12 protein-coding genes and 1 pseudogene are annotated in these 13,745 nt (G+C 61.2%); 9 read left to right on the top strand and 4 right to left on the bottom strand.

Annotated features, from left to right (window positions below):
- Positions 1 to 112: 112 nt before the first annotated feature.
- From ACF8FB_RS13840 to ACF8FB_RS13820, 5 genes and pseudogenes are all read left to right on the top strand, one after another.
- A complete protein-coding gene (locus ACF8FB_RS13840) occupies positions 113 to 943 on the top strand; it encodes an alpha/beta fold hydrolase (RefSeq protein ID WP_010954823.1) in 831 nt (276 codons plus the stop codon).
- A gap of 179 nt (positions 944 to 1,122) precedes the next feature.
- Entirely contained in the window at positions 1,123 to 1,854 is a 732-nt protein-coding gene (locus ACF8FB_RS13835) for an RHS repeat-associated core domain-containing protein (RefSeq protein ID WP_079732589.1), read from the top strand.
- Positions 1,855 to 1,959: 105 nt separating this feature from the next.
- Entirely contained in the window at positions 1,960 to 2,739 is a 780-nt protein-coding gene (locus ACF8FB_RS13830; protein WP_060489072.1) for a TSUP family transporter, read from the top strand.
- 110 nt (positions 2,740 to 2,849) lie between these two features.
- On the top strand, positions 2,850 to 3,623 hold the full coding sequence (locus tag ACF8FB_RS13825) for an RHS repeat-associated core domain-containing protein (protein ID WP_010954825.1): 774 nt from the start codon (positions 2,850 to 2,852) through the stop codon (positions 3,621 to 3,623).
- Between the two features lie 3 nt (positions 3,624 to 3,626).
- Positions 3,627 to 3,758: pseudogene (locus ACF8FB_RS13820) on the top strand (hypothetical protein); the annotation flags it as partial.
- A 27-nt stretch (positions 3,759 to 3,785) separates the two neighbouring features.
- Here the strand turns inward: ACF8FB_RS13820 and nudC are convergent.
- Both nudC and ACF8FB_RS13810 read right to left on the bottom strand, forming a co-directional pair.
- Complete coding sequence (nudC, locus tag ACF8FB_RS13815; RefSeq protein WP_104886353.1) at positions 3,786 to 4,616, bottom strand: NAD(+) diphosphatase; 831 nt, start codon at positions 4,614 to 4,616, stop codon at positions 3,786 to 3,788.
- A gap of 36 nt (positions 4,617 to 4,652) precedes the next feature.
- Positions 4,653 to 5,465, bottom strand: coding sequence for a crotonase/enoyl-CoA hydratase family protein (locus tag ACF8FB_RS13810; protein WP_392509193.1), 813 nt, complete (start codon positions 5,463 to 5,465; stop codon positions 4,653 to 4,655).
- Positions 5,466 to 5,615: 150 nt separating this feature from the next.
- Between ACF8FB_RS13810 and nhaB the strand changes: the two genes are divergently transcribed.
- The 3 genes from nhaB to ACF8FB_RS13795 all read left to right on the top strand — a co-directional run bounded on the left by nhaB (position 5,616) and on the right by ACF8FB_RS13795 (position 9,133).
- Positions 5,616 to 7,118 (top strand): sodium/proton antiporter NhaB, encoded by a 1,503-nt coding sequence (gene nhaB, locus ACF8FB_RS13805; protein ID WP_003251254.1) that lies wholly within the window; start codon positions 5,616 to 5,618, stop codon positions 7,116 to 7,118.
- 422 nt (positions 7,119 to 7,540) lie between these two features.
- Positions 7,541 to 8,086 (top strand): lipocalin family protein, encoded by a 546-nt coding sequence (locus tag ACF8FB_RS13800; RefSeq protein WP_020193701.1) that lies wholly within the window; start codon positions 7,541 to 7,543, stop codon positions 8,084 to 8,086.
- 87 nt (positions 8,087 to 8,173) lie between these two features.
- Positions 8,174 to 9,133 carry a ribonuclease Z gene (locus ACF8FB_RS13795; protein ID WP_392511472.1) on the top strand — a complete coding sequence of 320 codons (960 nt, stop codon included), beginning with the start codon at positions 8,174 to 8,176 and terminating at the stop codon, positions 9,131 to 9,133.
- On the opposite strand, the gene ACF8FB_RS13790 is transcribed toward ACF8FB_RS13795, so the two are convergent.
- Together ACF8FB_RS13790 and ACF8FB_RS13785 are read right to left on the bottom strand one after the other, a co-directional pair.
- The gene (locus ACF8FB_RS13790; protein WP_392509195.1) at positions 9,130 to 10,413 is read right to left on the bottom strand and encodes a Zn-dependent hydrolase; all 1,284 of its coding nucleotides are present in this window, start codon (positions 10,411 to 10,413) and stop codon (positions 9,130 to 9,132) included. The two genes, ACF8FB_RS13795 and ACF8FB_RS13790, sit on opposite strands and share 4 nt — an antisense overlap.
- A gap of 49 nt (positions 10,414 to 10,462) precedes the next feature.
- Positions 10,463 to 11,953, bottom strand: a complete 1,491-nt coding sequence (locus ACF8FB_RS13785) for an NCS1 family nucleobase:cation symporter-1 (protein WP_010954833.1) — start codon at positions 11,951 to 11,953, stop codon at positions 10,463 to 10,465.
- Positions 11,954 to 12,296: 343 nt separating this feature from the next.
- Here ACF8FB_RS13785 and hydA point away from each other — a divergent pair, with 343 nt between their 5' ends.
- Positions 12,297 to 13,736, top strand: a complete 1,440-nt coding sequence (gene hydA, locus ACF8FB_RS13780) for a dihydropyrimidinase (protein ID WP_049588266.1) — start codon at positions 12,297 to 12,299, stop codon at positions 13,734 to 13,736.
- Positions 13,737 to 13,745: the final 9 nt, after the last annotated feature.

The raw sequence follows: 13,745 nt of genomic DNA, 5'->3' as shown, positions 1-13,745 counted from the left end.
GCGGGTTCACCCGCGAAGAGGCCCACACAGGCAACACAACTTCCTGATACCCGCCAAAATCCCTCCTATTCTCAATAGCTCCCTTCGCTTCCTGCACCCAGGAGACACGACCATGAGCTATGTAACCACGAAGGACGGCGTACAGATCTTCTACAAGGACTGGGGCCCGCGCGATGCACCGGTGATCCACTTCCACCACGGCTGGCCGCTCAGTGCCGATGACTGGGACGCGCAGATGCTGTTCTTCCTCGCTGAAGGCTACCGCGTGGTCGCCCACGACCGGCGGGGCCATGGCCGCTCCAGCCAGGTATGGAACGGCCACGACATGGACCACTATGCCGACGACGTAGCCGCCGTGGTCGCCCACCTGGGCACCCAGGGTGCCGTGCATGTCGGCCACTCGACCGGCGGCGGCGAGGTGGTGCGCTACATGGCCCGGTACCCTGAAGACAAGGTGGCCAAGGCCGTGTTGATCGCGGCCGTCCCCCCCTTGATGGTACAAACCCCCGGCAACCCCGGTGGCCTGCCCAAGTCGGTATTCGACGGTTTCCAGGCCCAGGTTGCCAGCAACCGGGCGCAGTTCTACCGGGATGTGCCAACAGGGCCGTTCTACGGCTACAACCGCCCTGGGGTCGATGCCAGCGAAGGCATCATCGGCAACTGGTGGCGCCAAGGCATGATCGGCAGTGCAAAGGCCCATTACGATGGCATCGTGGCGTTTTCCCAGACCGATTTCACGGAGGACCTGAAGGGCATCCAGCAGCCGGTGCTGGTGATGCACGGCGACGATGACCAGATCGTGCCCTATGAAAACTCCGGGGTACTGTCAGCCAAGCTGCTGCCCAATGGCACGCTGAAAACCTACGAAGGCTACCCGCATGGCATGCCCACCACCCATGCCGATGTGATCAATGCGGATTTGCTCGCCTTCATCCAAAGCTGATGTGAACGCCTGCACGGGTCTTTTTGCAGTCACTAAGTCCTGTTGAGAGACCCGCTCCCCCATGAGCCACTTGGTGGCTTGCACTGCACTTAGGGGTTTGAAACTAGCATTTCTACCAGTTGCTCATCCGGGCAAAATACGATGAGATCACTCAACTCATCCTGAACGTGTTGACAGCCATGCTCACATTCAAACAAACACCTGACTCAGCCGCCTCCCTGACTAATGCCCTTCGTCACTTCGCTTACTCATGCTACGGCTATAAACCACAGGCCCAGTTTTTGCTCGCTACGGGTTTCAACGGCCAGTACATTGACCTTTTTTCAGGCCACTACCAGCTTGGAAGTTACCGTACCTACAACACCGGCCTCATGAGATTCCACTCGCCTGACAGCGATAGCCCTTTCGACGGGGGTGGGCTCAACGCTTATGCATATTGCTCAGGAGACCCCATTAACTACCATGACCCTTCAGGTCATGGTCCAGTTTTGTCCAAAAAATCTTTTTTACCAAAAAAGAAAACGATCATGCAGCGACGCGAGGCGGCGCTTAAAGCAATCAATGAGAACCCTGTGCTCGAAGCGTTCCAAGGCATTGCCGAGAACAGTGTTATTAAAAAAGAACTGAAAACCCTTTCTGACACAGGTAAAGCCCTGAACCAATTCACCGACTTAATGGAGAACAAACTTATCAGCATAGACAAACAGGGACAACTGAAGTACAAGCTAATGGACGACTTTGAGAGCTTACGATTTCAAATCCTGGAGGACGAAGTGATGAAAAATGACAAGACATTGAACAGTCTTTTGTCAGCATACCCTCGAGCCAACGAACCTGAACCAAGTCTATCATCAGCTTCATTATCACCCGCTACAAAAAACAAATTAACCAGAACGCAAAAGGGAAACTGAAGCACGCAATCGGGCATATCGGACACTGACAGTGGCTGCTTGATGGCATTACCATAGCCGCTAACTGTAGCGTTTGTGCTGCCGACCAACTGCCTGAAGCCTCCCATGCCCTTCGAACTCACCGTAGAACCCCTTACCCTCCTCATCCTGGCGCTGGTCGCCTTCGTCGCTGGATTCATCGACGCCATCGCCGGTGGCGGCGGCCTGCTCACCACTCCGGCCCTGCTCACTGCCGGCATGCCGCCGCACCTGGTACTGGGCACCAACAAGCTCAGTTCCACCTTCGGCTCGGCCACTGCAGGTTTCACCTACTACAAACGCAAACTGTTCCATCCGGCGCAGTGGCGCCCGGCATTGTTCGCCACCCTGACCGGGGCGTCGCTCGGCGCCGTCATCGCCCACTACATGCCAGCCGAATGGCTGAACAAGATGCTGCCAGTGATCGTCTTCGCCTGTGGCATCTACCTGTTGTTCGGCGGCACGCCCAAGGCGCCGCTGGATGCCGATGCACCGATCAAGAAAAAGTGGCAAGTCCCGCAAGGCTTCACCCTGGGCTTCTACGACGGCGTAGCCGGCCCGGGTACCGGGGCGTTCTGGACGGTCAGTACCCTGCTGCTGTACCCCATCGACCTGGTACGCGCCAGCGGCGTGGCGCGCAGCATGAACTTCGTCAGCAACATCGCGGCGCTGACGGTTTTCATCATTTCCGGGCAGGTGGACTATATCGTTGGCCTGTGCATGGGCCTGTCGGTGATGGTCGGCGCCTTTTTCGGCGCACGCACGGCGATCAGTGGCGGCAGCAAGTTCATCCGCCCGGTGTTCATCACCGTGGTGCTGGCGTTGACCGTGCGCTTAGCGTGGCAACACTGGTTCGGGCAGGCCTGACCCTTTGTACCCGATCATGAGGCCCATCAGCCGTACTATCATTTATGCCAGTTGAGGGGTGCGCAAGGAACTGTAAACATATAACACCTCTTATCAACGGAAATATCTAAATGCAAAGCAACGTTATTTCCTTACAATATACCTGTTATGGCGCCTCAGCTATGCCAGGGAATATTTACGCACTGGGTTTCACGGGCGCACCTCGCGACATATGGACAGGCTGCTACCTACTGGGAAACGGCAAGCGTACTTATAACCCGAATTTGATGAGATTCCTCTCGCCCGATAGCCTAAGCCCTTTCAGCAAAGGAGGCATAAACGCCTACTCCTATTGCTCTGCCGACCCAATAAACAGGCTAGATCATTCAGGCCAGAGTTGGATCAAGAAACTGTTCAGTCGCCCCGAACCTGCTTATAAGATGACAGAGATAATAGCCGCTCACGACCATCCAGAACTGCAAAAGTACTCGGGGTGGCGTTTCAGCAGCAAGGCAACTGGCTGGGATGTTAAAATGGCAAAAAAGCTACCAAAACGACTGGCAGAAAAGGCTCAGCTTGAGCGTGACATACCAGAAGCAGCACAACTTCTGTCGCATAACATCCTCCCAAAGCTGGTAAAGCGATTACAGTATCTCACCGCTAAGATCGAAGCCACTGTCAGCAGGCTTACAGAACTACAGTCTGGATTGACACTCCACGAATTAGCCGCTGTTCTGGCACAAAATCCAGGCCTTCCACCACCGCCGTATTCCGAAACTAGCCCAGAGAGCTTAGGTCTCCCCAACCCTTTTTTTCGGGCAATGAATACCATACGCAGGGCAGGGAGCTCCCCCCAAGCGACACCAGATCGAGCATATACCAGTAATCAGAATAACGATTCCTGAATACCCATCGACCCGGTTCGCGCCAGCGACGTGGCGCGCAGCATGAACTTCGTCAGCAACATCGCGGTGCTGACGGTGTTCATCATTTCCGGGCAGGTGGACTACATCGCCGGCCTGTGCATGGGCCTGTCGGTGAGGGGCGATGAACACTTCTCACTGCAGCTAGGACGGGAAAGCCGGGATATCACAGCCCAGCCGCCGCGCAACATACAGATCGATCAGATAACGGGCAATGGACCGCCCGGCCGGCAGCGGCGGCAAGTCGTGGACGCTGAACCACTTGGCGTCCTCGATCTCGTCCGGCTGCATGACAATCTCGCCCCCGGCATACTCGGCATGGAAACCCAACATCATCGAATGCGGAAACGGCCAGCACTGGCTGCCGACGTACTGAATGTTCTTCACCTCCACCGCCACTTCTTCGCGCACTTCGCGCACCAGGCAGTCTTCGGCCGATTCACCCGGTTCGGCAAAACCTGCCAAGGTGCTGTACACCCCGGTGACGAAACGCGGCGAACGCGCCAGCAGGATTTCATCGCCGCGGGTCACCAGCACGATCATGCTGGGTGAAATTCGCGGATAGCTGCGCAGGTCGCAGGGTTGGCAATACATCGCCCGCTCCCAGCGAATTTGCGTCATCGCCTGGCCGCAACTGCCGCAGAAGCGATGCTCGCGGGCCCAGGTGCCGATCTGTGCGGCATAGCCCAGCACCTTGTAGGTGTCGAAGTCGCCTTCGAGCATGAACGCACGCAGGCCGCGCCAGCTGCAGCCAGGCACATCAGTGGCGCTGCGCAGTTCCAGCAGGAACACCGGCTGGCCGTCAAAGTGGCCGATGCCATGCTCGCACAGCACGTCGAGGTCCTGGCGCTTTAGCCAGTCGCGGGGGAACAGCGCGCCGTTGGCGTCCACCAGAAACCCTTCAGGGCTGCGGGCCACGGCTAGCCCCCCGGTCATCTGTGGGTCGAGTACTGCAGTAGTCCAGCGTGCTGACATGTCGGGGGTTCCTTTACTGCGCGTCCCCCGGCCCGATCAGTCGGCGAACGTCGGTTTCTGTTTGCTCATGTGCGCCGCCACAGCCACACGCAGGTCTTCGGACTGCAGCATTGCGGCGTTCCAGGTGGCAATGTAGTCCAGGCCATCGTCGATGCGATGGTCACGCATGTAGCTGAGCATTTCCTTGGTGCCGGCCACAGCGATCGGCGATTTTGCGGCAATCTCGCGGGCGATGGCAAAGACGCCGTCCATCAGTGCGGCCTGATCATCATAGACTCGGTTGACCAGGCCGATGCGCAGCGCCTCGTCGGCCTCGACATTGCGCCCGGTAAACGCCAGCTCCCGCATGATGCCGTCGCCAATGATGCGTGGCAAACGTTGCAATGTGCCGACATCGGCCGCCATGCCCATGTCGATTTCCTTGATCGAGAACTGCGCGTCACTGCTGCAGTAGCGCATGTCGCACGCCGAGATGAGGTCGATGGCGCCGCCGATGCAGTAGCCCTGCACGGCCGCCAGTACGGGTTTGCGGCACGTGTCCACAGCGGTGAACGAGGCCTGCAGCCGCTGGATGGTCTTGCGCAGGAAGCGTGCATTGCGGCCCACGTCCTTGCCCATCTGCCCGGCCAGCGAGGCCAGCATCATCAGGTCGATACCGGCGGAGAAATGCTTGCCGGCACCGCTGATCACCACAGCACGCACGGCATCGGTGTCGTCGATCCACTGGAAGATGTCGATGATCTCTTCCCAGAAAGCCGCGTTCATCGCGTTGACCTTCTCCGGGCGATTGATCTGAACGTGGGCGATGCTGTCGATCAGTTCGACCTTGAATGCACTGTACTCGGTCACGGGCGGCACTCCTGTGGGTGAAAGGCTCATGGCAGCGATGGTAACCCAGCCCAATGGCCGTACTTGTGCCAAAAACGGGACTGTGCGCCTTGCCTAAGACGCGCAGATCCGGCACCGTGCGCCATCGCTGAATCATAAGGATACATATTCATGTCGCGCTCCCTGACCGGCGCCCTCGCTCACGGTTTCCTGGGCCAGTCGCCGCTTTGGTACAAAGCGGTCATCTGCCTGTTCCTGGTGCTCAATCCGCTTCTACTGGCAACCATTGGCCCGGCTGCAGCCGGGTGGGCGCTGGTAATCGAGTTCATCTTCACGCTGGGCATGGCGCTGAAGTGCTACCCGCTGATGCCCGGCGGATTGTTGCTGATCGAAGCCCTGCTGTTGCAGATGACCACGCCGCAGGCACTGTACGAAGAACTGCAGCACAACTTCCCGGTAATCCTGCTGCTGATGTTCATGGTCGCCGGTATCCATTTCATGAAGGAACTGCTGCTGTTCCTGTTCTCGCGCATTCTGCTGGGTGTGCGTTCAAAAGCCATGCTGTCGCTACTGTTCTGCGTCCTGTCGGCATTCCTTTCGGCGTTTCTCGATGCGCTGACGGTGACGGCCGTGATCATCAGCGCCGCGGTCGGCTTTTATGCGGTCTACCATCGCGTGGCGTCCGGCGCCAACCCGCGTGAAGACAGCGCACTGGACAGCGACCAGCAAGTGGCGCAGTTACACCGTGACGACCTGAACCAGTTCCGCGCGTTCCTGCGCAGCTTGCTGATGCACGGCGCAGTGGGTACCGCCCTGGGTGGCGTGTGCACGCTGGTGGGCGAGCCGCAGAACCTGCTGATCGGCCACGAGATGGGCTGGCACTTCGCTGACTTCTTCCTCAAGGTGGCGCCCGTGTCGATACCGGTGCTGGGTGCCGGCCTGCTGACCTGCGTGTTGCTGGAGAAGCTGCGCCTGTTCGGCTACGGCACGCTGATGCCTGAGACAGTGCGCCAGGTACTGGCTGCCTATGCCGCCGAGGACGATGCCGCACGTACCCAGGCCCAGCGCATCGCGCTGTGGGTACAAGGGCTTGCTGCCCTGATCCTGATCATCTGCCTGGGGTTGCATGTGGCCGAGGTCGGCCTGATCGGCCTGATGGTGATCGTACTGATCACGGCCTTCACCGGCATCACCGACGAGCACCGCCTGGGCCGTGCCTTCCAGGACGCCATGCCATTCACTTCGCTGTTGGTGGTGTTCTTTGCCGTGGTCGCGGTAATTCATCAGCAACAATTGTTCAGCCCATTGATCAGCTGGGTGCTGACGCTGCCGGCCGAACAGCAACCGGGCATGCTGTATCTGGCCAACGGTTTGCTGTCGGCGATCAGCGACAATGTGTTCGTTGCCACCATCTACATCACCGAAGTGAAGCAGGCATTTCTCAACGGCAGCATGAGCCGCGAGCATTTCGAAACACTGGCGGTGGCGATCAACACCGGCACCAACCTGCCAAGCGTGGCGACGCCGAACGGGCAGGCGGCGTTCCTGTTCCTGCTGACCTCGGCCATTGCGCCGCTGATCCGGCTGTCGTATGGGCGGATGGTGTGGATGGCGCTGCCCTATACCGTGGTGATGGGCGGGTTGGGATGGTGGGCGGTGACGTACTGGCTGTGAGGTGCTCTGTTTGGCGCGGGTGCATCAGGTCTGAAGGTGCATGGCTTTAGGGTGATGCCGTTTGTGAGATCGAGCGCCGCCCGCGCGGCGCATCGCGAGCAAGCTCGCTCGTACATCTGTTTCGGGCCAGTTATTCCTGAGGCAGAGGCGCGCGCCCCTTGGTGCCCACCTCGATATTGTGTGGAACAAACAAGGCGGTCGCCCGCGCTGGCGCAGGCGATACTGGCCCGAAAAAATGTAGGAGCGAGCTTGCTCGCGATGCGCCGCGCGGGCGGCGCTCGATCGTACGGGCGAAATAACCCTTGAGACATGCGCCCTGCAGCCATAATGCAATTTAAAGACATGCCCCACTCCCATACAACTTTTGCCCCGCGAACGCATCAAACCCCAGGTACGCCCTATCCGCTCCAAGGAGGTCACCCATGGCGCTGCGCACAACACTGTTGCTTTCCTGCATGACCCTGGCCCTGCTCGGCTGCGCCGGCAACGATCACCCGGCACCGCCGCGTACCCAGCAGGTGGACCTGCAACGCTATCAGGGTACCTGGTACGAACTGGCACGCCTGCCGATGTTCTTCCAGCGTAACTGCGTGAAGTCCGAGGCGCGCTACGGCTTGCGCGAGGACGGCCGTATCGATGTAACCAATCGCTGCCAGGAAAAGGACGGCCAGTGGAATGAAGCCAAGGGCATCGCCGAGGCTCAGCAACCGGGCAGCACCGACAAGCTGTGGGTGCGCTTCGACAACTGGTTCAGCCGCCTGGCACCAGGCCTGACCAAGGGTGAGTACTGGGTGCTTTACCACGACAAGGACTACCGCGTGGCACTGGTCGGCCACCCCAACCGCGAGTACCTGTGGCTGCTTTCGCGCACGCCAGCGGTCACCGACCAGCAGCGCGAGCAACTGCTGACAATCGCCCGAGAGCAAGGTTATGACACCAGCGAGCTCATCTGGCGACAGGATAACTAGCAGGCCGTCGACGGCGGGCGGCAATCCGGCTAAGGTGTGCGCCCCGTATCACCTTGGCCGCTTCTGGCCTGAAACAGGAGCCTGAGCATGGACCTGCTGTTCCTTGGCACCTCCGCCGGGGTGCCCACCAAGGCACGCAATGTCAGCGCCACAGCCGTGATCGAAGCCAGCGGCAGCCACTGGTATCTGGTCGATTGCGGCGAAGGCACCCAGCACCGCCTGCTGCACACCCCGCTTTCGATCCGCGACCTGCGCGCGATCTTCATCACCCACGTGCATGGTGACCATTGCTTCGGCCTGCCCGGCCTGCTGGCCAGCGCGGGCATGAGCGGGCGCACCCAGCCGCTGGAAGTGATCCTGCCCGCCGTACTGCACGACTGGGTACGCCAGGGCCTGGTTGCCAGCGACACCTTCCTGCCGTTCGAGCTGCGCCTGTTGCCCGTGGAAGAGCTGATCGCATGGCGCAGCGAGACCCTGCAGGTGACCACCGTGCAACTGTCGCACCGGGTGCCCAGCGTGGGTTTCGTATTCACCGAAATCAACCCTGAGCCACGCCTGGACATCCAGCGCCTGGACGCCGAGGGCATACCGCGTGGTCCGCTGTGGGGCGAGCTGGCCAAGGGGTTGACCGTGCCGTACAACGGGCAACTGCTGAACGGCAACGACTACCTGCGCCCTTCGCGTCCGCCCCGGCGGGTGATCGTGTGCGGGGACAACGACAAGCCAGAACTGCTGGCAGCCGTCGCCAGGGGTGCGGATGTACTGGTGCACGAAGCCACCTTCACCCAGGCGGTGGTCGAACGCACCGGGGGCACGTTCGGCCACAGCACCGCCGCTGAGGTGGCACGCTTTGCCGAGGCCGCTGGCGTGCGCAACCTGGTACTGACGCATTTCAGCGCCCGCTACCAGAACGACCCACGGCGCAGCCCGCACATCGACAACGTGCGCGACGAGGCCCTCGCCCATTACAGCGGGCAGTTGACCCTGGCGCAGGACCTGCAGCGCTATCACCTTGGCCGTAACGGCCTTCTTGAGGCCAGTGCCTAGGCCGCCAGGCGCCCATTGGCAATTGCCTCCGACGCCGCCAGCATCGCCCGCAACAACACCGCGCAGCCCGCCGCCAAGTCATCGGGCGTGGCGTTCTCGATCTCGTTATGGCTGATGCCGTTTTCGCACGGCACGAAAATCATCCCCGCCGGCCCCAGCTCGGCCAGGAAGATCGCGTCATGCCCCGCGCCACTGACGATGTCCATGTGCGGCAGGCCCAGCGCCTTGGCCGACTCGCGCACGGCGTCGACACAGCCTTTGTCGAAGTAAAGCGCCGGGAAGTCGGCCGTGGGCACCAACTCATGGCTCAGGCCATGCTTGGCACAGGTCGCCTCGATCACCCCGCGCACCTCGGCAATCATCGCATTCAACTGCTCGCCCTCCAGGTGGCGGAAGTCGAGGGTCATGCGCACTTCGCCCGGGATCACGTTACGCGAGCCCGGGTACGCCTGAAGGCAACCCACCGTGCCACAGGCGTGGGGCTGGTGGGCAAGCGCCGTGCGGTTGACCGCCTCTACCACAGCGGCTGCCCCCACCAGGGCGTCCTTGCGCAGGTGCATCGGCGTAGGGCCGGCATGGGCTTCAACACCGCGCAGGGTCAGGTCGAACCACTTCTGGCCCAGGGCGCCGAGGACCACGCCGATGGTCTTGGCCTGGTCCTCAAGGATCGGCCCCTGCTCGATATGCGCTTCGAAATACGCCCCCACCGGGTGCCCCGACACAGCACGCGGACCGGCGTAGCCAATGGAGTTCAACGCTTCGCCAACGCTGACACCCTGGGCATCGCGCTTGGCCAGGGTGTCTTCCAGGGTGAACTTGCCGGCGAATACCCCAGACCCCATCATGCATGGCGCAAAACGCGAACCTTCTTCGTTGGTCCACACCACCACTTCGAGCGGCGCTTCGGTTTCCACGCCCAGGTCGTTGAGGGTGCGGATCACCTCCAGCCCGGCCATCACCCCGAAGCAGCCATCGAACTTGCCGCCGGTGGGCTGGGTGTCGATATGGCTACCGGTCATCACCGGCGGCAGCTTGGGGTTACGGCCCGGGCGGCGGGCGAATATGTTGCCGACGGCGTCGATGCTGACCGAGCAACCGGCCGCCTCGCACCACTGCACGAACAGATCGCGGGCCTGGCGGTCGAGGTCGGTCAAGGCCAGGCGGCAGACACCGCCCTTGGCAGTGGCGCCGAGCCGGGCCAGGTCCATCAGCGACTGCCACAGGCGGGTGCTGTCGACGTGACGGGCGTTGGTCTTCAGGATCTCTTTGACGGGGGTCACGGGCTTCTCCTTCAGGCTTCTTATTGTTTGTACGGGCCTCTTCGAGGCCTCAAGGCAAGGGTTTGGCCAACCGCACCGGGTTGCGTGCCGCCAAACCGCCAAGCGCGGCGTACAGTGCACCGCCCAGCAACGAGCCGGTGAACCAGCCATAGTCGTAGAACCAGCTGAAACTGCTGTTGCCAATCGCCATTACCGTCAGCCCTACTGGCAAGGCGAAGGCGGCAAAACCGGCCCAGTTCCAAGCGGGATACACGTCGTCGCGGTATAGCCCGGCCAGGTCCAGCTTCTGCCGCCGGATCAGGAAGTAGTCCACCACCATGATGCCGGCAATAGGCCCCAACAAGCTGGAATAGCCCAGCAGCCAGTTGGAGTACACGCTCTCCAGGCTAAGGTCGGAGACAATCAGGCCCAGCTTCTTCAGCAGTTCATGCCCCATCAGCGCCAGGCCGATAAAGCCGGTCAGCCATACCGCGCGGCTTCGGCCGATCAGGCGTGGGGCAATGTTCTGGAAGTCATTGGTAGGCGACACGATGTTCGCCGCGGTGTTGGTCGACAGCGTGGCGATCACGATCAGCGCCATGGCCAGGGCCACCCAGAACGGGCTTTGAATCTTGCCGATCAGGCTGACCGGGTCGGACACCGTCTCGCCCACCAGCGACGCCGAAGCGGCGGTCAGCACCACACCCAGCGCAGCGAACAGGAACATGGTCAGCGGCAGGCCGAAGATCTGCCCGAGAATCTGATCCTTCTGGCTGCGGGCGTAGCGGCTGAAGTCGGGAATGTTCAGCGACAGTGTGGCCCAGAAGCCCACCATGGCCGTAAGCCCGGCGCAGAAGTAACTGACCACGCTCGCCCCTTCCGGACGCTTGGGCGGCTGCGCCAACAGTTCGGTCATCGACATGTGCGGCAAGGCCCAGAACAGCAGACCGACGCCCACTGCCACCAGCAGCGGTGCCGACAGCGTTTCCAGCCACTTGATCGACTCGGCGCCGCGCAGCACCACCCACAGGTTCAGGCACCAGAAGATCATGAAGCCAATCACCTCGCCTGTCCCGCCCAGCGCCTTCCAGCCGTCGAACACCGAACCCAGGAACAGGTGAATGGCCAGCCCGCCAAACATGGTCTGGATACCGAACCAACCACAGGCCACCACCGCGCGGATCAGGCACGGTACGTTGGAGCCGAGGATGCCGAACGACGAACGCAGCAGCACCGGAAACGGGATGCCGTACTTAGTGCCGGGAAAGGCATTGAGGGTAAGCGGTATCAGCACGATTACGTTGGCCAGCAAAATCGCCAGCAGCGCTTCGCCAACGCTGAGGCCGAAGTAGGCGGTGAGCACGCCGCCGAGGGTGTAGGTGGGTACGCAGATGGACATGCCCACCCACAGGGCGGTGATGTGCCATTTGTTCCAGGTGCGCTGGTGCACCTTGGTCGGTGCTATGTCGGGGTTGTAGCGCGGGCTGTCGAGGACATCGCTGCCCTCGGACAGCTCGAACAGGCCATCTTGCTCGACCACTTCCGATCTGCTCTGTTGCATAGGCCCTTCTCCAGTTTTTCTTCTATTTTTTCGCTCATCAGGCTGATTCGATGACCGGAGTTCGCACGCGGAATTGTGCTTAGAAATCTCGACCAGATTTTCATCTTGTCAAGTTAGTCAAATACCAGGAAAACCCCGGCGCCCATTCGCGCGTTAATTTTTTCCTATTGATATCAACAACTTAAAAACCACAAATTTAATGGGAAAATTTTCTTGCTGAATCCAGAATCAGCATCTAGCCTCGAATCTTGTCAGGACTGACAGGATTGACCGCCCTGCCCGCCCTGCATCCATGACAATGCAAAGAACCGGCCAAGACCGGTCAGCCTGCGAGGAAAACGGCATGTCCCTGTTGATCCGTGGCGCCACCGTGGTTACCCACGAAGAGAGTTACCCCGCCGATGTCCTGTGTGCCGATGGCCTGATCCGTGCCATCGGGCAAAACCTCGAACCGCCCACCGACTGCGAGATCCTCGACGGCAGCGGCCAGTACCTGATGCCTGGGGGCATCGATCCGCACACCCACATGCAGTTGCCGTTCATGGGCACGGTGGCCAGCGAGGACTTCTTCAGCGGCACCGCTGCGGGCCTGGCTGGCGGCACCACCTCGATCATCGACTTCGTCATTCCCAACCCGCAGCAGTCGTTGCTGGAGGCCTTCCACACCTGGCGTGGCTGGGCGCAGAAAAGCGCCAGCGACTATGGCTTCCACGTCGCCATTACCTGGTGGAGCGAGCAGGTGGCCGAAGAGATGGGCGAGCTGGTGGCCAAGCACGGGGTGAACAGCTTCAAGCATTTCATGGCCTACAAGAATGCGATCATGGCCGCGGACGATACCCTGGTGGCCAGCTTCGAGCGTTGCCTGCAACTGGGCGCGGTGCCCACCGTGCATGCCGAAAACGGCGAGCTGGTGTACCACCTGCAGAAAAAGCTGCTCGCCCAGGGCATGACCGGGCCGGAAGCCCACCCGCTGTCGCGCCCCTCGCAGGTTGAAGGCGAAGCGGCCAGCCGCGCCATCCGCATTGCTGAAACCCTCGGCACGCCGTTGTACCTGGTGCACATTTCCAGCCGCGAGGCACTGGATGAAATCGCCTATGCCCGAGGCAAGGGCCAGCCGGTGTATGGCGAGGTGCTGCCCGGACATCTGCTGCTGGACGACAGTGTCTACCGTGACCCGGACTGGACCACCGCCGCCGGTTATGTGATGAGCCCGCCGTTCCGCCCACGCGAACACCAGGAGGCGCTGTGGCGCGGCTTGCAGTCGGGCAACCTGCACACCACCGCCACCGACCACTGCTGCTTCTGCGCCGAGCAGAAAGCCATGGGCCGCGACGACTTCAGCCGCATCCCCAACGGCACCGCCGGCATCGAAGACCGCATGGCAGTACTGTGGGATGCCGGGGTCAACAGCGGGCGTTTGTCGATGCACGAATTCGTCGCGCTGACCTCTACCAACACGGCGAAAATCTTCAACCTGTTCCCGCGCAAGGGCGCTATCCGCGTGGGTGCCGATGCCGACCTGGTACTGTGGGACCCGCAGGGCACCCGCACCATCTCCGCCAAAACCCACCACCAGCAGGTGGACTTCAACATTTTCGAAGGCCGCACCGTGCGCGGCATCCCAAGCCACACCATCAGCCAGGGCAAGGTGCTCTGGGCCGATGGCGACCTGCGCGCCGAGCCGGGCGCGGGGCGCTATGTGGAACGGCCGGCGTACCCGGCGGTGTATGAGGTGCTGGGGCGCCGGGCCGAGCATCAGCGGCCGATGCCTGTTCCGCGCTGAAGTCATTGG

Origin of the sequence: Pseudomonas sp. yb_2 (assembly GCF_043103905.1) — a bacterium.
Lineage (GTDB): Bacteria > Pseudomonadota > Gammaproteobacteria > Pseudomonadales > Pseudomonadaceae > Aquipseudomonas > Aquipseudomonas alloputida.
The sequence above is the reverse complement of the archived record's forward strand: the minus strand, read 5'-3'. Positions and strand labels throughout refer to the sequence as shown.

Bases quoted from the DNA above. Each gene is read 5' to 3' on its own strand.
- ACF8FB_RS13840 (WP_010954823.1), top strand. From the start codon at position 113: ATGAGCTATGTAACCACGAAGGACGGCGTACAGATCTTCTACAAGGAC.
- ACF8FB_RS13835 (WP_079732589.1), top strand. From the start codon at position 1,123: ATGCTCACATTCAAACAAACACCTGACTCAGCCGCCTCCCTGACTAAT.
- ACF8FB_RS13830 (WP_060489072.1), top strand. From the start codon at position 1,960: ATGCCCTTCGAACTCACCGTAGAACCCCTTACCCTCCTCATCCTGGCG.
- ACF8FB_RS13825 (WP_010954825.1), top strand. From the start codon at position 2,850: ATGCAAAGCAACGTTATTTCCTTACAATATACCTGTTATGGCGCCTCA.
- nudC (WP_104886353.1), bottom strand. From the start codon at position 4,616: ATGTCAGCACGCTGGACTACTGCAGTACTCGACCCACAGATGACCGGG.
- nhaB (WP_003251254.1), top strand. From the start codon at position 5,616: ATGTCGCGCTCCCTGACCGGCGCCCTCGCTCACGGTTTCCTGGGCCAG.
- ACF8FB_RS13800 (WP_020193701.1), top strand. From the start codon at position 7,541: ATGGCGCTGCGCACAACACTGTTGCTTTCCTGCATGACCCTGGCCCTG.
- ACF8FB_RS13795 (WP_392511472.1), top strand. From the start codon at position 8,174: ATGGACCTGCTGTTCCTTGGCACCTCCGCCGGGGTGCCCACCAAGGCA.
- ACF8FB_RS13785 (WP_010954833.1), bottom strand. From the start codon at position 11,953: ATGCAACAGAGCAGATCGGAAGTGGTCGAGCAAGATGGCCTGTTCGAG.
- hydA (WP_049588266.1), top strand. From the start codon at position 12,297: ATGTCCCTGTTGATCCGTGGCGCCACCGTGGTTACCCACGAAGAGAGT.